The sequence below is a fragment of the Microvirga sp. M2 genome (assembly GCF_047497095.1).
Classification (GTDB): Bacteria; Pseudomonadota; Alphaproteobacteria; order Rhizobiales; family Beijerinckiaceae; genus Microvirga.
The window spans coordinates 1,646,369-1,668,778 of sequence record NZ_CP134063.1 but is presented as its reverse complement, the minus strand read 5'-3'; the positions used below and the strand labels follow the sequence as shown (position 1 = coordinate 1,668,778).

Genomic DNA, 22,410 nt, shown 5'->3' with positions numbered 1-22,410 from the left:
CTTCAAATGCGCGGAGGAAGCGTCAATGAGCCGTGCCTTTGTTCGTGAAACTGACGGTGGGGAAGCCTTCGAGGATCTCCCGGACCGGGCCTTGAGCCCCCATCATCTCGTCACTCCGTCGGGACTAGCCCAGATGGATGGGGAGATCGCCGCCCTCGAGCAGCGTCTCGAGCAGGCGAAGGCTGCGGACGACAAGGCCGAGTTGGCTCGTCTTTCACGCGACCTTCGATACTGGTCGGCCCGGCGGGTGTCGGCCGAGGTGATTCCGCATCCCCGCGACACGGCGCATGTGCGCTTCGGCGCCCGGGTCACCTTTGAGCGCGAGGACGGCCGCCGTCAGACCTATCGCATCGTCGGAGAGGATGAAGCCGACCCCGCCAAGGGGACGATTTCCTATGTCTCACCTCTTGCTCAGGCGCTGATGGGCAAGGAAGTCGGCGACGTCATCCCCGTGGGATCGACCAAAGCGGAGATCGTCGAAATCACGGAGTGAGAAGACCACCGATCTCAGCCCTCGCCCTCCGCCTTCATGGCTTTGTAATAGGCCCGCTTCGCCTCGTACATCCGCAGGTCGGCGCGCTTGACGACGGCTTCCATCCGCTCACCCTGCTCGCTGGTGGCGAGGCCCATGGAGAAATGAAGCGGAAGACCGGTATAGAACTGATTGTTGACCTCGAGCAGGTTCTCGATGCTCTCCAGGACAAGCTTGGCATCACGCTCTTCCGTTCCCGGCAGCAGCAGCGCGAACTCGTCGCCGCCGATGCGGGCCGCACATGCGGGCCTGTCCACGGCTTTGCCCAGCACCTCGCCCGCGCGGCGCAGCAACGCGTCGCCGGCGGCATGTCCGAGTTGATCGTTCGCCGCCTTCAGACCGTTGAGGTCGATGATGATCACCGTGACCGGGAACGGCCCCTTGCGCTCGAGCCGGTTAAGCTCGTCGACATAGAAGGACCGGTTGTAGAGCTTGGTCAGAACATCGTGCTTCCCGAGATATTCCAGATAAGCCTCGGCGCGCTTGCGGGCGGTGATATCCGTGAGGGCGACCTGGATCTGGGACCAATCGTCCTCGTATCCGGGCAGAACGGAGAACTGCAGATGCAAATGAAGCTCGTCCCCCGAGAGGGAATAGTTCACGACCTCCCGCTGCTGGAAAACCCTACCATGCCAGAGATCGATGAGCTGCTCCCGGAAACTCTCCTGCATCTCCTCGCGGAGGACGTCTCCGAGATTGGCGAGCAGTGTCTTCTTGTCGGGGGCCCCGAACAATTCGAGCGTATGCCGGTTCACGTCGATGACCCGGATCTCGCTCAGGCAGCGGGCGATGAACTCCGGGTGCACATCGGTGAAAGTCCGGAAATCCTTGATCCCTTGCCGCCGGACGTCCTCGAGCAACTGCTTGACGGCGCTGAAATCTTCGACCCACAGGGACACCGGGGAATGCTCGAAGAGGCCGCGCGCATAGGCCTCGCTGACGGCCAGCTCGCGGCGGGCCGTTTCCCTTTCGGTGACATCCTCGATCGCCACGAGCACACGATCCCACTGCTCTTCATGGCCCGGCAGGACCGATCCTTTGAGCTGGATGTCCAGCCGCTTTCCGGACAGGGTGTAGTTGACGGTATTGCTCCCGAACTGGAGTTCCCCATTCCAGAGCTGGACCAGCTCGTCGATATGCGTCTTGAGCATATCGGCCCGGAAGATCCGGTCGAGACCGGCGATCAGCTCGGTCAGGCTGCCGGCTTCGAAGAGGCTGAGCGTCTTGCGGTTGACTTTGATGACGCGGATCCGGCTCGAACAGGCGCTGACACGCTCCAGATCCTCTTCCAGGTACTCCCGCAATGAGGTGACCCCGGCCCCTCGCCACTCCTCGAGGAGCTGCTTGACGCCGCTGTAATCCTCCAGCCAGAGGGATACCGGCGCCAGATCGAACATACGGGCATCGTCCTGCTGGCTGTCTGCATGAGACGCCGCCACGGTACGGGCGTTGGAATGGGGCATGAAGGGCCTACAGGTATTCTTTCTCCGGCAATTCACCCTGAAGCGGCGATGTAATACAAGATCAAAACATCAAAAACCGGCCCTTTCCATGCTGCGAAAGTCGCGAGCGTGGCAATTGCGCACGATGAACCTCATGCATGGAATGCGCCCGGCTCGGGCTCGGGTCTGGAAAGCCTCTCCGGATAGACCAGGAGGGGCTTTCAACCGCGATCCGAGGACCGCCTCGGGTCCACTCAGATTTCGCCGCGCATCTGATCCACGACGGACTGGCTCATGTAAGGGTGCCCGGCCTCGTTCAGAGCACGGTCCAGGGCCTCGATGGCGTTCAGGATCTTTGAAAGCTCCTCCGCCATCTCGACGGAAGGCAGCGGCGCCTCGGCGATCTGCCGGGTCATTTCCCGGCGCCGCTTCACCAGGTTCTCGCGCGCCGCATTCAGTTCCTTGATCTCCTCGGAAGTCATGGGCTCCTCGTTCTCGTCCGTCGCTTCAGGAATAAGTCCGTTCGGCCCGATAGGTTCGCATGCCGGCCTCTCGAGGAGGGCATCGAACCGCGGGCCTTGGACCACCGGACGTGAAAAGTGGAATCCGCTTTTGGGATTCCCTCCGACGCACCCTTCTCAGGTGAGCGCATCGTTCCGGCGAGAAACCGGAGCTGCTTTTTCGCACGACGCGCTAGAGGCTTCGTCGTCTCAGAAGGACGCCGATCCGCGGAGCGGCTCCTTCATTCCGGCGCATCTCGAACAGCGCGTCCTGAAATGCATCGATCGACGCGAAGGCTTGAGCCCGGGATGCCGCAATGGTCGCAGGATCGCGCGTGGAAAATCGATCCGCGTCACGCACCAGCTTTGCGCACCGCTCCTGGACGAGCCGGCGGGCCTCTCGCAGGCGCGGCGTCGAGGCGGAGGTCTGCGCTACTTCTTCACAGGCTTTGAGCACGTCTCTGATAAGATCCTCGCCGGAATATAGCCCTGAATAGCAGCGGATCAGACTGCGGGCTCCGCTCAAGGAAGCGCGGATTTCCTGCCGCAAGATGGCGTCGTCGTTCATTGCGCGCGTTTCCGAAAGAGCTCTCAACCGAAGCCGCTGCCTCGGGGGCAACTTCCATAGTCTCCCGAAGCGAGAGCATCAAATGCAAAAATGAGGACCGGTTTTGCGTGAGAAGATGCTCAGCAACATAAACTTTGGGGCATCGGATGTGGGTTCGATGTCACATCCGATGCCGTTGAAAGACCCTTAGCCCCGCCCTCCCGAACCCGGAGTGGCTTTGACGCGGATCAGTTCGGAAGCCGGACGGTCCTGCGCAGCCGTGACCGAATGAGGGAGTCCGGACTTCGGCAGCAGCGGTCCCACAATGATCCCTGCCACGAACGCGAAGACGAGCACGACCAATGCAATACGCCCACAGAGGGCAACCAATTCCTTGGGCACCATTCATCTCTCCTAGGACTGCTTCGCTGCAGGAATCATAGGAGCAGCCTGTGCGTCGGCCAAGCTCCCAACCTGCGCTAAAAGCCTAGGAAAGCTGAAACGATCCATAGTTTCCGCATCAAGTTGCGGAAAATGATCATGATTTAACGAAGTCTTACCTGAAAAATATTTTTCCACAGCATGGTCGATGAGCGATATATTCATATACTTCATTACAACTCACCGATGACATGTCAGCTTTGTTTCCTAGATGCGCCCGTTACATTGAATTGCGAAGCGAAGTCGCCGTCGTGAACGGCTCGACCAGCAGCGAGTTGAACTGGACACATGGAACCTGATCCGATGCCTTCGCCTGCGTACCGCCCGTCGATCAGTCACCAGACTCTCGGGCTGGACTTTTACGATGTCGTCGCACCCGCCCGCTTCCCGATGCATCGTCTCAGATACCGGAATCAGCGATGGGCCGAGCGAACCGGTCTCGGGAGCCTGACGGACGAGGCCTGGCTGCGGCACTTCGGCTGGTTCGACCCGCTTCCCGGCAGCTTTCAGGAGCCCCTCGCGCTCCGCTATCACGGCCACCAGTTCCGAACCTACAATCCCTCCCTCGGCGACGGGCGTGGTTTTCTTTTCGCGCAACTCCACGATACGCAGGATGGAAAACTGCTCGATCTCGGCACGAAGGGCAGCGGGCAGACACCCTGGTCGCGCCATGCCGACGGACGCCTGACCCTCAAAGGCGGCGTCAGGGAGATCCTGGCGACGGAAATGCTGGAGGCGCTCGGGGTCGACACGTCCAAATCCTTCAGCCTGATCGAGACCGGCGAAGAACTGGAACGAGGAGACGAGCCTTCGCCGAGCCGGTCTTCCGTCCTGGTGCGTCTCAGCCATTCGCATATCCGCATCGGCACGTTTCAGCGCCTGCTCTATCTCGGCGAGACCGGCAATATCAGCAGGCTCCTCGACTACACGATCGCGACCTACATGCCTGAAATCTGGCGCGACAACGAGACCGGTCGCGCCGCCGCCTTCGTCGAGGAAGTCTCCCGGCGCGTGGCGCGCATGGGCGCGCAATGGATGGCGGCCGGCTTCGTGCATGGCGTGCTCAATACCGACAATATCAACGTCACGGGCGAGAGTTTCGATTACGGCCCCTGGCGCTTCCTGCCGACCTACGATCCTGCCTTCACGGCCGCGTATTTCGATGAGACGGGGCTTTATGCTTTCGGACGTCAGCCCGATGCTCTTCTTTGGAACCTGTTCAGGCTTGCCGAGTGCCTCCTTCCCATCGCGGGGCAGAGCAGGCTCGAAGCATCGCTGCGAGCCTTCGAGCCTGCTCTGCACGATGAGTTTGCACGCGCGATCCTCCGCCGCTTGGGTCTTCAGCCACGCACTCCCGACCTGAACGGTTCCCTTGCAGGACACTTGTGGACATTCCTGCACCGTACCAAGGCCCCCTTCGAGCAGACCTTCTTCGACTGGTTCGGAGGCATCTCGAGCGTCGAACGCGCAGAGCGGAGTCCCTCGTCTTCGCTTTACGCCGACGCCGCGTTTCAACCGTTCCGCACGGCTGTCGAGGAGTTCCAACCTCGCCCGGCGACCGGGCTGGACCACGCCTATTTTGCGAGGGAGACGCCCTGCACGATGCTGATCGACGAGGTCGAGGCCCTTTGGGAGCCCATTGCACAACGGGACGATTGGTCGGCCTTCAGCTCAAAACTCGCGGGCATCAGGCAAATGGCCGAGGCATACGGCCAGAGCGACGCATAGAGCGGCGCATCGTTCGGAGCGAAAGCCGGGTCCACTTTTCACGTCCGATGCGCTAGAGCCTTTTCCGCAAAAGCGGATGCCGGTTTTGCGAAGAAAAGGCGTCTTTCTCAAACAACAAGAGCCTTTCTCGGACCGGCGCCTTCGATCGGGCAGAGCCGGAACTCAACGCAAGCTATACGCCGCTCAACAGTTTCCGCCTGCGATTCGGGTAGGGGCGCGCGCCGGCGACAGCCGCAGCGGCACGGTTGTTGACGCCGAAATACCGGAAGATCGCCGCCATATGGATCTTTACCGTTCCCTCACCCAGTCCGAGAGCCAGCGCAATTTCCTTGTTCGTCTTTCCCTGGACGAGCAAGTCAAGCACATTCTGCTGACGTGGTGTCAGGGGACTGACCGGTATGTCTGTCTCGGAACTCCGTGCAGAGGCGTCATCCCCGTCGACCTTCTGCTCCGGATCGGCGTCCGGGAATTCGTCCCGGAACGATGAGACATCAGCCAAACTGGCCGGAACGTAGATGCCGCCATCCAGAATGATCTTAAGGGCGTTCGCCATATCCGCGGCGCCCATCGTCTTCAGCAGGTAGCCGTGCACGCCGGCCTCAAGCGCAAGGAGAATATTGCGCCGATTGTCGGACGCAGAGACGACGGCAACCCGTGTCTGCGGGAAACACTCCCGAACCGTGCGCAGGTTGGAGGGCGTCCTGACCCCCGGCGCGGACAGATCGAACAAAGCCAGATCGACATTCGCGCATTCCCCGAGCCGGTCCAAAGCCGCATCCAGAGAATCGACTTCGATGAACTGCGAATAGTTGAATTGCCTTTCGAGAACGGCCCCCATGGCCATGCGGTAGCATGCGTCGTCATCGACGATTAAGCCTATGCGCGGAGGCGTGCCCATTGTTCTTCCTCTTCCAACAGAGGCTCGCATAAGAAATGATAGGAGGAAATACAACTCCCAATGGACAAACCGACAACGTGCCGCAGCATTGTTGAAGTCAATTATATATCATATCGCCGTCGGCGCCTGTGCGCCTATCGACCTTCGTTGGAATAGCCCTTTTCAACCGGTGTCGAGAGGAGCCTCATCCCATGAACCCTCAGGGCATCACGCACGATCCCCCGGGTCCCGGCTTCAGGATATCGAAGCGAGCCTCATCGCGAAGGCGAGCAGGCCCCCGACTCACTCGCCTCATTCGACCGGAGACCATTGCGGTTCATGCGTAGGCCGCCGTCCGGCATGCTCGCTCGTAGACTTCCTTGTACTTGGACGCGGAGCGATCCCATCCATGCGGTCTGTTCATCGCGGCTCGCCGCATCGCCGTCAGTCGCGGACGGGACCGGAATGTCTCAAGTCCTCGCTTGATCGCATCCATGAAGCGCAAGAGGCATGGTTCGCCGAAGAGGAAGCCGTTGACTCCATCTTCGATCGTATCCGCCAGACCGCCCGTCCTATGGGCAATCGGCAGCGATCCAAAGCGCTGTGCGTACATCTGGCTCAAGCCGCACGGTTCGAAACGAGAGGGCATCAGAAGAAAGTCGCTGCCCGCATACGTGCGGCGCGCATCGCCCTCATCATATCCGATCTTCACGCCGACCGATCCCGGATGGCGCTGCGCGAGAGCCCGAAGCTCGGTTTCGAATCGAGGCTCTCCCTGCCCGATGACGGCGATCTGTCCACCCTGGGACACGATCGTTTCCGCGGCAGAAATGGCGAGATCGACACCCTTCTGATGGACGAGCCGCGATACGACCGCGAAGAGCGGCCCGCTGGAAAGGGCAAGACCGAAGTTCTTGCGCACGTTGTCGGCGTTGGCGCGCTTTCCTCTGCAGTTTTCGGCGGAGAAGCGGCTGACCAGATTGGGATCCTTGCTGGGATCCCAGCTTTGATCGATTCCGTTGATGATGCCGTCAAGGCGCCCTTGCCACGCACGGGTTCTTAGGAGGCCATCGAGCCCGCAGCCATGTTCGGGCTGCGTAATCTCCCTTGCATAAGTCGAGCTTACGGTCGTGATGTGCGACGCATAGAAAATTCCCGCCTTCAGAAAGGACATCTTGCCGTGGAATTCGACGCCATTGATGTGAAAGGCGGCGTCAGGGATACCGAGGGCCGGTAACCGATCGCGGGCGAAGATTCCCTGGTAAGCCAGGTTATGAATGGTCAGAATGGTCGGGACATGCTGACCGCGCCAGGTGAGATAGGCGGCGGCAAGGCCTGACGGCCAATCGTTGAGATGAAGCAGATCCGCACGCCACAGAGGGTCACCCTTGCCGCAAGCAATATCGGCAGCGGCTAAACCAAGGCGTGCGAAGCGAATGTCATTGTCGCTCCAATCCACGCCGAGCGAATCGACATAAGGCGAACCGTCCCTGTCGTACAGCTCCGGGCACAGGAGGACATAAACCGTCAGCCCGTCCTTCGTCATGCCCCTGCCAAGCCCGCAGGCCGGAATCCCGAAGGAAGGAGGAAGCTGCGCGATCTCCTCGATTGCTCCGATCTGAGAGAGGACCTGCCGATAGCCCGGGATCAGGATACGAACATCGTAGTGCGACCTCAGCGCCCTGGGCAGGGCTGCCGATACTTCCCCGAGCCCTCCCGCCTTGATGTAATCGGCGATCTCGGATGTTACGAATAGAATTGACTGCCTGCGGGTTAATGAAACGGAACGTCGATGATCATGATGCAGACCGCCACGCGCCGTCGTTGCGAAAGCTGCATCAGCTTTCGAGTGAAGTGTTTCCAACATGTTGTCACGAAGGCGCGTTCCCCAGTGACCTCCCGCGCCCAAAGCAGGTCGGGCTTCTAACGCGCCTCCCGGCCGAAAGTTCCGCAAAAAATCCCGGTTATTCCTAACTACTCCGAACCGTCGAGATCGGGCTCGGGCTTGAGCGTTCTCCCATCGAGGGCTGGAGGGGCGGCAGCGACAGATCGCAAGCGCGGCAATCAATTTCGCAACGCCTGGGAACATTGCACAGCGAAGCTCGTTCGCAAGTGCCCAAACCTTCGGAGACCTCATGCGGCGGATCCATCGGATGCCTTTCGGAGCCGAGAATGTGGACGGCGGCGTACGCTTTGCACTCTGGGCTCCCACGGCCCATGAGGTCAGGCTGGTGCTCGACGGGGAAGATCACGTCATCGGCCGGTCGGACGATGGCTGGTACCGGCTTACGTCGAAGGCCGGGAGCGGCAGCCGCTACGGTTATAGAATCGACGGCGATCTCATCGTGCCGGACCCGGCATCCCGCTTCCAGCCGGACGACGTCCATGGCCTGAGCCTCGTCGTGGACCCGCGATCCTATCGCTGGTCGGATTCGTCCTGGACGGGGCGCCCTTGGGAGGAAACCGTTCTCTATGAGGTGCATGTGGGCACGGCGAGCCCGGAAGGAACCTTTGCCGGCTTGATGAGCAAGCTCGAATGTCTGCGACATCTCGGCATTACGGCGATAGAGCTGATGCCGATTGCGGAATTTCCCGGACGCAGAAACTGGGGGTATGACGGCGTGCTACCCTTTGCTCCGGACTCCGCCTATGGCAGCCCGGACGATCTGAAGCGTCTGGTCGATCATGCGCATGGCCTCGGCCTGATGATGTTCCTCGACGTGGTCTACAACCATTTCGGTCCTTCCGGAAATTATCTCCACGCCTATGCGGAATCCTTTTTCACCGACAGGCATCCGACTCCGTGGGGAGCCGGCATCAACGTGGATGGCGAGGGAAGCCGCATCGTGCGTGACTTCTTCGTTCACAATGCTCTCTACTGGCTGGAGGAATATCACTTCGACGGGCTGCGCTTCGATGCCGTTCACGCCATCGTCGATGAGAGTATGCCGCATTTCCTTGAAGAGCTTGCAACACGCATCCGTCGAACCTTCCCGAATCGTGAAATCCATCTCGTCCTTGAAAACGAAGCCAATCAGGCCCGCTGGCTTTCACGCGGGTCCGACCGGCGGCCTCGCCTCTACTCGGCGCAATGGGCCGACGACACCCACAATTCATGGCATGCTCTGCTGACCGGCGAGGCGGAAGGGTATTATGAGGATTATGCGGACCAACCCTTGCAGCGCCTCGGCCGGGCGCTTGCCGAGGGCTTCGCCTATCAAGGCGAACCGTCGGCGCACCGGCCCGGCGTGGTCCGCGGAGAACCGTCCGCGCACTTGCCGCCAACCGCCTTCGTATCCTTCCTCCAGAACCACGATCAGGTCGGCAACAGGGCGTTCGGGGAGCGCCTCGCGCATCTCGTTCCGCCCGACCGGCTCAAGCTGGCCCAGGCCATTTTCCTGCTTTCGCCTCATATCCCTCTCCTCTTCATGGGAGAGGAATGGTCGGCTTCATCGCCGTTCCAGTTTTTCGTCGACTTCGAGGCCGAGCCTGAACTTGCCAAGGCCGTGCGCGATGGCCGCCGGGGAGAGTTCAGGCACTTCAAGGCTTTCGCCGATCCCGAAACCGCACGGCGCATCCCCGACCCGACGGACGAGGCGACATTCCAGCGATCCAAGATCGACTGGACAGAGACGGATCGCTCCCCGCACCGCGAAGCCCTGCTGGAAACTCAACACCTGCTCGAACTCCGAAGAGACGAGATCCTGCCCATGATCGGAAGCGAATTCCGAGGTTCGCGCCATATCGTCTCGCAGGACGCTATCCTCGAACTTTCCTGGACGTTCGAAACCGGGATCCTGCGCGTCCGGGCGAATTTCGGAGAACGTCCCGCCGACGTCGAGATCGGACACGATGCCCGCATTCTATGGTCGAACGCGGATAGCGAAGCAACTTCCGGGGTCGTTCAACTCGCACCATGGAGGGGCATCATCGTGAAAGAGGCATCCGCATGAGCGATCGCGATGCCGTCCTCAGGCGCATGGCCGGACTGATCGGCCTGTCGCCGGACTATACGGATGCATTCGGGCGACGTATCGGGACCAGCCCGGAGACCCGAAACGCCATTCTGGAAGCCCTTGGGCTTCCTGTTGCGACGGAAAAGGAGATGCAGGACGGTCTCGCGAGACTGGAAAGGCTGAAGGGCGCGCCTCTCCCGGCCGTCATTCCGGTCTTTTCGGACCGCCCGCTCCGGATCCCGTTGCGCGCGAAGACCGATCAGGTCCGCTGGACACTCGTCGAGGAGAGCGGGACGATCCATCAGGGGAAGATCACGCAAGGAGATTCGACGCTCAAACTCCCCGGCCTGCCCATGGGCTACCATCGTCTTCAGCTCGGCGAATTCGAAGCGACCCTGATCGCGGCGCCCGACCGTTGCTGGCATCCTGAGGCCCTCAAGGACGACAAGCGCCTTTGGGGAGCCGTAGCGCAGATCTACTCCCTGCGCTCCGATCATGACCTCGGTGTGGGCGGATACGCCGACGTGGCCCTTCTGGCGGAGAATCTGGGTCCCTGGGGAGCGTCCTTTCTGGGCCTCAGCCCGGTCCACGCTCTCTTCTCCACGGATCGCACGAAGATCTCTCCCTATTCGCCGTCCTCACGATTGTTCCTGGAAGCCCTTTATATCGATCCGGCCGCCGTCGAAGGCTTTGCCGAGAGCGGGGCCGAGCGGATTTTCGACAGCCCTGAAGTCCAGGAGCATCTGTCGCGCCTGCGTGAGGCCCAGCTCATCGATTATCGCGCCGCATGGTCCATCAAGCGTTCCGTCCTCGATGCCCTGTGGCTGCATTTCAGGCGGAGTGGCGACCAGACGGCCTTCGAAGCCTTCCGCCGGGACGGCGGACCGGGTCTCGAGGCGCATGCCACGTTCGAGGCGCTCTCGGAACATCTGCTCGAGCGGGGATGTGCATGGGTCGGCGACTGGCCTGAGACCTATCGGGACGTGCACTCTGCGGAGGTCGAGCGCTTTCGCTCGGAGCATCGCGAGAGCATCGCCTTCCATGTCTGGCTGCAATGGCTTGCGGATCGCCAATTGGCCGATGCCGCGGAGCGAGCGCGCGCGGCCGGCCTGGCCATTGGCCTCTACCGCGATCTCGCCGTCGGAGCCGATGGAGGCGGATCGGAAATCTGGGCAGCCCCTGAGCGATTTGCCTCCGGGCTTTCCATCGGCGCCCCTCCGGATCCGCTGGGTCCTCAGGGGCAGAACTGGGGCCTGCCGCCGTTCAATCCGCTGACCCTGGAAGAGCAAGGCCTAGGGGCCTTCCGCGATCTGGTCGCCGCGAATATGCGGCATGCCGGAGCGATCCGGATCGACCACGCCTTCCAGCTGCAGCGCCTTTTCCTCATTCCGGCGGGTGCGCCGGCGTCGCAAGGAGCTTATGTCGACTATCCGTTCGAGGCCATGCTGGCGGTTCTGCGGGTTGAAAGCCACCGTGCCAGGTGCCTGGTGATCGCGGAAGATCTCGGGACCGCGCCGGAAGGCTTCTCGGATGCGATCATGGCATCCGGCGTGCTCAGCTACCGTGTTCTGCCCTTCGAGCGCGAGGGTTCCGCTTTCAAAAGGCCGAGCGAGTATCCTCGCTCCGCACTCTCCGTGCTCACGACCCACGACCTTCCGACATTCAGAGGATGGTGGCAGGGTCTCGATATCGATCTCCGCGAGACGCTCGGCATCTTCGACCCGCAGACCGCAGCCAAGGAGCATGCGGTGCGGGACGCCGACAAGCGGAACTTCGCGAAGGCCCTCGCCGAGGAGGATCTGCTTCCCACACCCGATGCGCCGAGCCGGCCGCCCCTGGAGGAGGCCGTGCGTTATCTCGCCCGAACGGCTTGCGCTCTCACGGCGCTGCAGATCGAAGACGCATCCGGTGAGTTGAACCAACCCAACATGCCAGGCAGGGAGGCAGGCCATCCGAACTGGCGCAGGCGCCTTTCCAACTCCATCCGGTCCGTCACGGCCCCCGGCGGACTGCTCGCGAAGCTGTCCGTTGCCCTGGAGGAAGAAGGCCGAAGTGCACGAGGCCCCGCAAACGGCCTCGCCTCGCCTCCGCCCCGGGCGACCTACCGTCTGCAGTTTCATAAGGATTTCACCTTTGACGACGCGGTCCAGATCGTGCCGTACCTGGCGAACCTCGGCATCAGCCACGTCTATTCGTCTCCCATTCAAACGGCGAGTTCCGGCTCTACCCACGGCTACGATATCGTAGACCATTCCGCGATCAATCCGGAGCTTGGCGGCGAGGACGGATTCCGGCGGCTGTCGGATTCCTTGACCGCTCACGGCGTGAGGCTCCTTCTCGATATCGTCCCCAACCATATGGGTGTCGGCGGCGAGGCGAACGAGTGGTGGCTCTCCGTGCTGGAATGGGGACGTCTGTCGCCGTTTGCGAGCACGTTCGACATCGATTGGGAGCGCCCCGCGGCGAAAGGCAAGCTCATCGTTCCCGTTCTCGGCAGCCTCTATGGCGAGGCGCTGGAGAGCGGACAGATTCACCTGAAATTCGATGCGGAGAAGGGACGTTTCAGCGTCTGGCACTGGGAGCATCGCGTCCCGGTCTGTCCGATCGCCTATCCCATGGTCCTCGACCTTGCCGTGGCGGAATTCGGCAACGACGCGGAGGCTCGCGAGCTCCTCACGCTGACGGAGCAGATGCGCGCCATGGGAGAGGCGTCTTCGTCGGAACCGGCTTCTCGCGTGATCGAGCAAGGCGAGCAGCTGAAGGGACGCCTGGCGGCGATGTCAGCCTCCCGGCCGGCAATCCGGAAAGCCATCGATCATGCCGTGACGATCATCAACGGCGCGAAGGATGTTCCTGAAAGCTTCAACGCGCTTCATCGCCTGCTCGAAGCCCAGGCCTACCGCCTGGCCTATTGGCAGGTCGCATCGAGCGACATCAATTACCGGCGCTTCTTCGACATCAACAGCCTCGCAGGCGTGCGCGCCGAAATGCCCGACGTCTTCGAGCGCACCCATGATCTCGTCACCCGGCTGGTGAACGAGGACCGTGTTCACGGCCTGAGGATCGATCATATCGACGGCCTCGCGGATCCGGAGGGCTATGCCCATGCCCTGCAGCGCAAGGTCGGCCCAGGCTTCTATGTGGTCGTCGAGAAGATTCTCGAACCCGGCGAAAAGCTCCGCCCCTGGCCGGTCGCCGGAACGACCGGATACGATGTGCTCAATCTGATCGACGGCGTCCTCGTCGATCACCGGTTGGGCGAGGCTTTCGAACGCATCTACCGGGAGGCCTCGGGCCTCTCGGAGGACTACGACGAGATGCTGAAACAGGCGAAACTCGCCATCACGCGGACGAATTTCGCAAGCGAGCTCGAAGCCCTGGTTTCGGACGCCAAGAGGATCGCCGATTCCAGCCGCCGCACGCGTGATTACACGGTTCATGCGCTGCGCCAGGCCCTGGCGGAGATCATCGCCGCATTCCCGGTCTACCGGAGTTATCTCAAGGAGGGCGAACCTGAACCTGCCGATGTTCGCCTGATCGAGAGCACCGTCGGGACAGCCCAACGATCCAGCGTGCTGCCCGATCGGAGCGTGCATCATGTCCTAGCGGCCTCCCTCCTCGGCGAAGCGGAAGCGGCAAATCCTGAAGACATTCGCCGCTTCCGCCGGCGCTTCCAGCAGTTGACCGGACCTGTCATGGCCAAGAGCCTGGAGGACACGCTGTTCTACCGCTACGGCCGGCTGATCGCCCTGAACGAGGTCGGCGGCGACCCCGGACATTTCGGCATCACGCCGAAGGCTTTCCACGAGGCAAATGCCGACAGAGCACTGAACTGGCCGCACTCCATGGTCGGAACCGCCACGCACGATACGAAGCGGGGCGAGGACGCCCGGGCACGCTTGATCGCACTCTCCGAGATGCCGGAAGAATGGGAGCGCACCGTCGGGTTGTGGCGCGATCTCATCGCGCCCTATCTCTCGGACGTGAACGGAGCGACAGCACCGGACGCCAACGATCAGGTCATCCTGCTTCAGGCTCTCCTCGGCGCATGGCCGCTCGAGCTTCTGGACGCGGACGACGACGTTCACCTGAGCTCATTTCACGAACGGATGCAGGGCTATGTCACGAAAGCGCTTCGCGAGGCCAAGCGCCAGACCCATTGGGTCGCCCCGAACGAGCCCTACGAGAGGGCCGCGCATGCCCTTCTGCAGGCGGTGCTCGACCCAAGGAACGCCATTCTCGCGCGGCTTCGTCCGCTTGCGCAGCGCCTCTCGGTGCTCGGCATGCTCAACGGATTGTCCCGGTCCATTCTGAAGATGACGTTGCCGGGCATACCCGACATTTATCAGGGTACGGAGTTCTGGGATTTTTCCCTCGTCGATCCCGATAACCGGCGCCCTGTGGATTACGCCATTCGAGCGAAAGCACTCGACGAAACGGCTCCTCCGGACGCTCTCCTGGCGCGATGGCGGGACGGCCACATCAAACAGCATGTCCTCAGGCGCCTCCTGCAGGAGCGCCGCGAGGCCCCTGCCCTCTACGGCAATGGCGATTACTCTCCCCTGCCGGTCGAAGGCGAACGAGCGTCCCAACTGATCGCCTTCCAGAGGCGGCATGGGACGGACAGGGCTGCCGTGATCGTCCCGCGTCTCTGGGGTCGGCTCGCAAGCGTGGACAGCCTTCGGTTCGACCGCGCAGCCTGGGAAGGCACAAGCGCAGCTCTGCCGGAGGGACATTGGCGCAACGTCCTAACAGACGAGACCATCGAGATCAGGAATAATGGACAGGCTTTGAGCAGGATCCTCTCTCCCTTTCCTTTCGCCGTCCTCAAGCCGAACCGACCTTGATCTGGTCGCCCGATGCGCCCGCTCCATAATGGTGTCTCTCACGAAGCAAGAAGGCCATCGGGCAGGCATGCCCATGGCTGCGCAGGATAGCCGAGGGAATGCCGAAATGGCTCATCGCAGGGGTGGATCGCACAGCATCATGGAGAGCCCGGACGAATCGCGAACCATTGCCGACATCATCAACTCGGGCGATCCCTTTTCCGTGCTCGGACCTCACGAGGTCTCCCCCGGCACGTGGGAGATCCGCGTCATCGCTCCCGATGCCGACAATGCGGCTCTTGTCGGCCCTGACGGCGAAACCCTTCTTGCCCCTATGGAGAAAAGGCAGCCGGAGGGGCTTTACGTCGGCACGTTGAAAGCATCCGAACGGCCAAACTACCGCCTGCGGATCGAGCGGCAGGATCATGCGCAGGTGAGGCACGATCCATACAGCTTCGGGACCTTCCTGTCTCACGAGGATCTTGCCGCGCTTCGCCACCCCGGCAGCGATGCGGTCTACACGAAGCTCGGCGCGCATCATCTGGACCTCGGCGGCATCCAGGGTTTTCTCTTCGCCGTCTGGGCGCCGAACGCGCGCCGCGTGAGCATCGTCGGCGACTTCAACGCATGGGATGGACGGCGTCATCCCATGCGGCGGCGTCACGAGGGAGGCGTGTGGGAGCTCTTCATCCCGGATGTCGCTGCAGGTCAGCGCTACAAATTCGAGATCGTGGGCCTGCACGGCAATCTCTTGGCGCTCAAGGCGGACCCGGTCGCCTTTACGGCCGAGAACCCTCCCGCGACCGCTTCGGTTCTGAAGGGAGAGATGGCGTTCGCATGGCGGGACGGAGACTGGATGAAGTCCCGCGCGGCGAAAAACCACCGCAAGTCCCCCATGGCGATCTATGAATGCCACCTCGCCTCCTGGGCGCGCGTGCCGGAGGAGGACAATCGCTATCTCACCTACCGCGAGCTTGCAGTCCGGCTCATTCCCTATGTGAAGGATCTGGGCTTCACCCATATCGAGCTTCTGCCGATCACCGAGTACCCGTTCGACGGCTCATGGGGCTATCAGCCGATCTCCCTCTATGCCCCGACCAGCCGCTTCGGGACGCCGGAAGATTTCGCGGCATTCGTCGGAGCCGCTCACGAGGCCGGGATCGGCATCATCCTGGACTGGGTCCCGGCGCATTTTCCGAACGACCCGCACGGCCTGAGCTATTTCGACGGCACTCATCTCTACGAGCATGCGGATCCCCGCCTCGGCTTTCATCAGGATTGGGGGACCTACATCTACAATTACGAGCGACAGGAGGTTTCTGCCTTCCTGGTGGCGAATGCCCGCTTCTGGCTCGAGCAATACCATCTCGACGGTCTGCGTGTCGATGCGGTGGCCTCGATGCTCTATCTCGACTATTCCCGCAAACCCGACGAGTGGATTCCCAACCGCTACGGCGGCAACGAGAATCTGGGCGCCATCGATTTCCTGCGTCGCATGAACGAAGTCGCCTATGCTTCCTCGCCGGGCGCCATCACGATCGCGGAGGAATCGACCGCATGGCCGGGGGTGTCGCAGCCGACCTATGCCGGTGGCCTGGGCTTCGGGTTCAAATGGAACATGGGATGGATGCACGACACCTTGCGTTACATCGGCAAGGATCCGGTCTTCCGCCGCCATCACCATCACGACCTCACCTTCGGTCTTCTCTACGCGTTCTCGGAAAACTTCATCCTGCCGCTCAGCCATGACGAGGTCGTTCACGGCAAGGGCTCCCTCATTCGCAAAATGCCGGGCGATCAATGGCAGCGTTTTGCCAATCTCCGTGCCTATTTCGGGTTCATGTGGGGGCATCCTGGCAAGAAGCTCCTGTTCATGGGCGGCGAATTCGCACAGGAGCGGGAATGGGACCACGACAGCAGCCTCGACTGGCATCTGTTGAACGACCCCGCCCACAAGGGCGTTCAAACTCTCATCCGCGACCTCAATCACGCCTATCGTACGATACCGGCCCTGCATGAGCGCGACTGCGAATGGAAGGGCTTCGAATGGATCGTGTCCGACGACCGGGACAACAGCGTCATCGCTTGGCTGCGCCGCGGCGACCACGAGGATTCGATTGCCGTCGTCGTCTCGAACTTCACGCCCGTTCCCCGGGAGGGATATCGCATCGGCGTTCCGGTCCCGGGTTTTTACCGAGAGGCCGTGAATACGGACGCCGCCGTCTATGGCGGCGGCAATATCGGCAATCTCGGTGGAGTATCGGCCCAGGATGCGCCCAGCCATGGACGGCCCTGTTCCCTCTGCCTGACCATTCCGCCGCTCGCCACTCTGATCTTCGTGTGGGAGCCCTCCCGGGCTTGAGCCGTTATTGTCGAGCTTCGACGGGACTTCCGGCCTCTTCGCGCGTTGAAGGCATAAACCGATCTGCTTTTCTTCCCAGAGCCTTCCGATGAACGACAAAGTCGACGTCCACCAACCTGCCTCAACCGAAATCGTCGCGCCATCCGTGCGGCGCACATCCCGACTTCGGGAAGGCCTGCCTTATCCTCTGGGCGCCACTTGGGACGGGCTCGGCGTCAACTTCGCGCTCTTCTCCGCCAACGCGACCAAAGTCGAGCTCTGCCTTTTCGACGCGAGCGGAAGGCGGGAAATCGAAAGGATCGAGCTTCCCGAGTACACCGACGAAGTCTGGCACGGCTATCTTCCGGATGCACGCCCCGGCACCACTTACGGATACCGCGTCTACGGTCCCTACGAGCCTGAAGCCGGGCACCGCTTCAACCACAATAAGCTTTTGCTCGACCCTTATGCCAAACAGATGTTCGGCGACCTGAAATGGGATCCGGCGCTGTTCGGATACACGGTCGGCTCCCCCGACGCCGACCTCTCCTTCGACGAACGCGACAGCGCTCCCTTCATGCCCAAGTGCCGCGTCATCGAATCGGCCTATAGCTGGGGCAATGAACGCCGGCCTCAAACCCCTTGGGAACGCACGATCATCTATGAAGCGCACCTACGCGGCTTCACCATGAAGCATCCGGCGATCCCGAAAGACATCCGCGGCACATTCGCCGGGCTGATGCACCACGAAGTCATCAACTACATCAGAAGCCTCGGTGTCACCGCAATCGAGCTCCTGCCCGTTCACGCCTTCGTGGATGACAGTTACCTGATCGAGAAAGGGCTGCGCAATTACTGGGGCTATAACACCATCGGGTTTTTTGCCCCGCAGCCGCGCTATCTGGCAACTCCATTTGTGAACGAAGTGAAGGAGATGGTCAGCCATTTCCACGATGCCGGAATAGAGGTGATACTCGATGTCGTGTACAACCACACGGCAGAGGGAAACGAGCTGGGCCCGACCCTTTCGTTCAAGGGAATCGACAACGCCTCCTATTATCGGCTTGCCCCGGACAAGCGATACTACATCAACGACACGGGCACGGGGAACACCGTCAATCTCAGCCATTCCCGCGTCCTCCAGATGGTGACGGACAGCCTCCGGTATTGGGCTCAGGAAGTCCGGGTCGATGGGTTCCGCTTCGATCTCGCCACCATCCTCGCCCGCGAACCCCATGGCTTCGAAGAGGATGGTCGCTTTCTCGACGCCGTGCGGCAGGACCCGGTTCTCAGCCGGGTCAAGCTGATTGCCGAGCCTTGGGATTGCGGCCCCGGCGGCTACCAGGTCGGTCGCTTCTCTCCCGGTTGGGCCGAGTGGAACGATCGCTATCGCGATACGGTTCGCGCCTACTGGAAGGGCGAGGATGGGCAGTTGCCGGAACTCGCCTCCCGCCTCACCGCCTCGGCCGATCTCTTCAACAAGCGTGGCCGGAAACCATGGGCGTCGGTGAACTTCGTCACTGCCCATGACGGTTTTACGCTTCATGACCTCGTCTCGTACAACGACAAGCACAATGAGGCGAACGGCGAGGACAACATGGACGGGCATGATCACAACCTGTCCTGGAATCATGGCGCCGAGGGCGAGACGCAGGATCCCGAGATCCGCTCTTTGCGAAACCGCCAGAAACGCAACATCCTCGCGACGCTGTTCTTCTCCCAGGGCACACCCATGCTGCTGGCGGGCGACGAGTTCGGCCGAACGCAGCAGGGCAACAACAACGCCTACGCCCAGGACAACGATATCTCCTGGATCGATTGGGAGGGCGTCGATGAGGACGGGGCCGAGCTTTTCGAGTTCACGCGCAAGCTGATCCAGCTCCGGCAGAATCTGCCCCTCTTACGGCGCGGCCGCTTTCTTTCCGGCGTCTACAACGAGGAGCTCGACGTCAAGGACATCAGCTGGCTCACGCCTGCGGGCGATGAAATGACTCCCGAGCACTGGCAGGATCCGCATGCCCGCTGCATGAGCATCCTGCTCGACGGTCGCGCCCAGCCGACAGGCATCCGCAGGCGCGGCACGGACGTGACCCTGCTGCTGATCGTCAATGCCCATCATGACGTCGTGAAGTGCAGGCTGCCGCCTGTCACGGGGGGCACGGGCTGGATCTGCCTTGTCGACACGAACAAGCCCGAGCTGTCCTTTCCGACACCGTTCAGGTTCGGCAAGGAATATACCGTGACGGGACGCTCGCTTCTTCTGTTCCAGCTCCGCCCCGAAGAGCAGCCTAAACCGGAGAAAAAGCGAGCCACCTAGTGCAGCGCGCGAAGAAGTGGGAACCGGTTCTTCGCGAAGAACGCTGCTTCATCAAAGAGAGAGAGCAAGCATTCTGATCCCGTCGGAATGCAATTTGCTCCAGCGCATCGGACGAAAGACCGGGGCCACTTTTCACACGATGCGCTCACAGGTATCGGATCAGGCCGTTGAAAGGCATGAACGGTAGACTTCGGCATAGTGTCGCGCGGGTCTGCCCCACCCGACCTCTGCCGCCATGCCGTTCAGCTGCAATGTCCGCCAGGATTTCCGATCCGGCCAGAGCGCCTTGGCGCGATTGATCGAATCCACGAGGCCGGTCAGATTGACGGGCGAGAACTGAAAGCCCGTTGCGACTCCGGATGCGAGCGCCATCTCGTTCGCATCGATCACCGTATCGGCGAGGCCGCCGACGCGAGAGACGATGGGAACGCTGCCATAGTGCATCGCGCAGAGCTGCGTCAGGCCGCAGGGCTCGAAACGCGACGGAACGAGAAGAGCATCGCTTCCCCCTTGAATGAGGTGCGCAAGCTCCTCGTCATAGCCAAAAAAGCACCCGACCTGTCCCGGATAGACGATGGCGGCAGCCCGAAAGCTCTCCTCGAGCGTCGTGTCTCCCGCTCCGAGAAGTGCGAGCTGCGCTCCGTCCGCGAGAAGCGTCGGCAAGGCCGCGAGAACAAGATCGAATCCCTTTTGCTCGAACAATCGGCTCACGACGCCGAAGAGCAGCGCATCGGGATCAGGATCCAGCCCAAGCCGTTTCTGAAGCGCCTGCTTGTTCGCGGTGCGTCGTTCCATTGCGTCAGCCGTGAAGGTCGCGGCCAAGGATCTGTCGGATGAAGGATTCCAGACGCTTTCGTCGATCCCGTTCAGGATCCCGAATATGTCCTTCGAGCGTGATCGCAGGAGGCCGTCCAGGCCCATCCCGCTTTCCGGCGTCTGTATCTCCTTCGCATAGGTCGGCGACACGGTCGTGATCCGGTCGGCCAGCCGCAGACCTGCCTTGAGGAAGCCGATCTGACCGAAATACTCGACCCCATCCACCGTGAATGCATGGGGCGGCAGGCCGAGCTCATAGAGAAGGTCCGCGGGAAAGATGCCCTGGAAGGCGATGTTGTGAACCGTGATGACGGTACCCGGCCGGGGTCCGTCGCCGTAATGCAGAAATGCCGGCGCAAGGCCTGCCTGCCAGTCATGGGCATGAACGATATCGGGGACGAACCCGGGCACTGCCCCCTGCCCGATATCGGCGGCGACGCGTCCGAGCGCGGCGAAGCGCGGTGCGTTGTCGGGCCAATCCCGCCCTTCCGGGGTCAGGTACGGAGAGCCCGGACGCGCATAGAGATGCGGGGCGTCGAGAACGAAAAGCTCCATGCGGCATGCCGTTGCAGAAATAAGCCGTGCCGGTCCTCTCGCGAGATCCGGATAGTCTCGAATGACCTCGACATGCTCCAGGGCTCTCATGACCGCGGGATAGCCTGGGAGGAGCGAAACGACGCGCACTCCTTCCTTCTTCAGGGCGAAGGGAAGAGCGCCGGCCACATCGGCCAGACCTCCGGTCTTGATGATCGGAAACAGTTCCGATGTGACGGACAGGACGTTCAGTGCCTTCATCCAGAGAGCCTGTCGATCATCGGCTTCGTGATCAGGCAAATCCCGCGGTCCGTCCGGCGGAACCGGCGCGCATCCTCCTGCGGGTCCTCACCCACGACCAGACCCTCCGGAATACGCACGCCGCGGTCGATGATGACGTTCTTGAGCCGCGCCCTCCGGCCGACATCCACATAAGGCAGGATCACCGCACCCTCGACATGCGCATAGGAATGAAGGTGAACGGCGGTGAATACGAGCGATTGGCGCAAGGACGCGCCGGACACGATGCATCCGCTCGACACGAGAGAGTTGATGGCGTGTCCGCGCCGCCCGTTCTCATCATGGACGAACTTGCCGGGAGGCCAGGTTTCGGAGAATGTCGAGATCGGCCAATTGCGGTCATAGAGATCGAGCGTCGGGACAATGGCAGTCAAGTCGATATTGGCTTCCCAATAGGCATCGACCGTTCCGACATCGCGCCAGTAGGCGGGCGCGTCGCTCCCTCCGGCTTCAGCACCTGACCGGACGCAGGACTGGGTGAAGCGGTGCGCGACCGCTTTGCCATGCTGGACGAGGTAGGGAATAAGGTCCTTCCCGAAATCGCGGCTCGAGCCGGGTGTCGAGGCATCGCGCTTCAGCTGGTCGAAGAGAAAGCGCGTGTTGAACACATAGATCCCCATACTGGCGAGAGCCATGTCGGGCTTGCCCGGGATGCCGGGCGGGTCTGCCGGCTTCTCCAGAAACGAGACGATGCGGTCCGTCTCGTCGACGCCCATCACACCGAAGCCCGTTGCTTCCATGCGGGGAATTTCGAGGCAGCCGACCGTCACGTCCGCGCCGGAATCCACATGCTGGCGAAGCATGATCTCGTAATCCATCTTGTAGATGTGATCACCCGCCAGAATGATGATGTATTCCGGATCGATGCTCGCGATGATGTCGATATTCTGATACACCGCATCCGCCGTGCCCTCGTACCACATGGTTTCGGAAACGCGCTGGCTCGCCGGGAGGATGTCGAAGCTCTCATTGCGCTCGGAACGAAAGAAGTTCCAGCCTCTCTGCAGATGGCGGATGAGGCTGTGCGCCTTGTATTGCGTTGCGACGCCGATGCGGCGGATGCCGGAGTTCAGCGCATTGGAGAGGGCGAAATCGATGATCCGCGTATTGCCGCCGAAGTAGACGGCGGGCTTTGCGCGAATGTCGGTCAATTCCATAAGTCTGGAACCGCGCCCTCCCGCAAGGATATAAGCCATGGCGTGGCGGGCGAGAGGTGCAGAAGAAACGCTTGGGCTAGGCACGATAAAGTCCTC

Annotated in this window: 15 protein-coding genes; 6 read left to right on the top strand and 9 right to left on the bottom strand. The window is 61.6% G+C overall.

All coding sequences use genetic code 11. The annotated features are described in order from the left end of the window. The first annotated feature begins 25 nt into the window (after positions 1 to 25). A complete protein-coding gene (gene greA / locus RE429_RS07845) occupies positions 26 to 493 on the top strand; it encodes a transcription elongation factor GreA (protein ID WP_414473753.1) in 468 nt (155 codons plus the stop codon). A 14-nt stretch (positions 494 to 507) separates the two neighbouring features. On the opposite strand, the gene RE429_RS07840 is transcribed toward greA, so the two are convergent. The 5 genes from RE429_RS07840 to RE429_RS07820 all read right to left on the bottom strand — a co-directional run bounded on the left by RE429_RS07840 (position 508) and on the right by RE429_RS07820 (position 3,636). After that, positions 508 to 1,995 carry a diguanylate cyclase domain-containing protein gene (locus RE429_RS07840; RefSeq protein WP_414473752.1) on the bottom strand — a complete coding sequence of 496 codons (1,488 nt, stop codon included), beginning with the start codon at positions 1,993 to 1,995 and terminating at the stop codon, positions 508 to 510. A gap of 233 nt (positions 1,996 to 2,228) precedes the next feature. Then, a complete protein-coding gene (locus tag RE429_RS07835; RefSeq protein WP_414473751.1) occupies positions 2,229 to 2,456 on the bottom strand; it encodes a hypothetical protein in 228 nt (75 codons plus the stop codon). A gap of 211 nt (positions 2,457 to 2,667) precedes the next feature. Continuing rightward, complete coding sequence (locus tag RE429_RS07830; protein ID WP_414473750.1) at positions 2,668 to 3,042, bottom strand: hypothetical protein; 375 nt, start codon at positions 3,040 to 3,042, stop codon at positions 2,668 to 2,670. Positions 3,043 to 3,228: 186 nt separating this feature from the next. Further along, positions 3,229 to 3,426, bottom strand: a complete 198-nt coding sequence (locus tag RE429_RS07825) for a hypothetical protein (protein WP_414473749.1) — start codon at positions 3,424 to 3,426, stop codon at positions 3,229 to 3,231. A 9-nt stretch (positions 3,427 to 3,435) separates the two neighbouring features. After that, positions 3,436 to 3,636, bottom strand: a complete 201-nt coding sequence (locus RE429_RS07820) for a hypothetical protein (protein ID WP_414473748.1) — start codon at positions 3,634 to 3,636, stop codon at positions 3,436 to 3,438. A 129-nt stretch (positions 3,637 to 3,765) separates the two neighbouring features. Here RE429_RS07820 and RE429_RS07815 point away from each other — a divergent pair, with 129 nt between their 5' ends. Then, entirely contained in the window at positions 3,766 to 5,190 is a 1,425-nt protein-coding gene (locus RE429_RS07815) for a protein adenylyltransferase SelO (RefSeq protein ID WP_414473747.1), read from the top strand. A 172-nt stretch (positions 5,191 to 5,362) separates the two neighbouring features. Here RE429_RS07815 and RE429_RS07810 read toward each other — a convergent pair whose 3' ends face one another. Then, entirely contained in the window at positions 5,363 to 6,088 is a 726-nt protein-coding gene (locus RE429_RS07810; protein WP_414473746.1) for a LuxR C-terminal-related transcriptional regulator, read from the bottom strand. A gap of 316 nt (positions 6,089 to 6,404) precedes the next feature. Beyond that, entirely contained in the window at positions 6,405 to 7,934 is a 1,530-nt protein-coding gene (glgA, locus tag RE429_RS07805) for a glycogen synthase GlgA (protein WP_414473745.1), read from the bottom strand. A gap of 268 nt (positions 7,935 to 8,202) precedes the next feature. On the opposite strand from glgA (RE429_RS07805), the gene treZ reads away from it, so the two are divergent. From treZ to glgX, 4 genes are all read left to right on the top strand, one after another. Next, positions 8,203 to 10,020, top strand: a complete 1,818-nt coding sequence (gene treZ / locus RE429_RS07800) for a malto-oligosyltrehalose trehalohydrolase (protein WP_414473744.1) — start codon at positions 8,203 to 8,205, stop codon at positions 10,018 to 10,020. Beyond that, a complete protein-coding gene (locus RE429_RS07795; RefSeq protein ID WP_414473743.1) occupies positions 10,017 to 14,870 on the top strand; it encodes a malto-oligosyltrehalose synthase in 4,854 nt (1,617 codons plus the stop codon). The genes treZ and RE429_RS07795 overlap by 4 nt, the downstream gene beginning before the upstream one ends. 139 nt (positions 14,871 to 15,009) lie before the next feature. Further along, positions 15,010 to 17,211, top strand: coding sequence for a 1,4-alpha-glucan branching protein GlgB (glgB, locus tag RE429_RS07790; RefSeq protein WP_414474149.1), 2,202 nt, complete (start codon positions 15,010 to 15,012; stop codon positions 17,209 to 17,211). Positions 17,212 to 17,299: 88 nt separating this feature from the next. Beyond that, positions 17,300 to 19,507, top strand: coding sequence for a glycogen debranching protein GlgX (glgX, locus tag RE429_RS07785; protein ID WP_414473742.1), 2,208 nt, complete (start codon positions 17,300 to 17,302; stop codon positions 19,505 to 19,507). A gap of 159 nt (positions 19,508 to 19,666) precedes the next feature. Here glgX and glgA (RE429_RS07780) read toward each other — a convergent pair whose 3' ends face one another. Both glgA (RE429_RS07780) and glgC read right to left on the bottom strand, forming a co-directional pair. After that, on the bottom strand, positions 19,667 to 21,118 hold the full coding sequence (gene glgA, locus RE429_RS07780) for a glycogen synthase GlgA (RefSeq protein WP_414473741.1): 1,452 nt from the start codon (positions 21,116 to 21,118) through the stop codon (positions 19,667 to 19,669). Beyond that, on the bottom strand, positions 21,115 to 22,353 hold the full coding sequence (glgC, locus tag RE429_RS07775; RefSeq protein ID WP_414474148.1) for a glucose-1-phosphate adenylyltransferase: 1,239 nt from the start codon (positions 22,351 to 22,353) through the stop codon (positions 21,115 to 21,117). The genes glgA (RE429_RS07780) and glgC overlap by 4 nt, the downstream gene beginning before the upstream one ends. Positions 22,354 to 22,410: the final 57 nt, after the last annotated feature.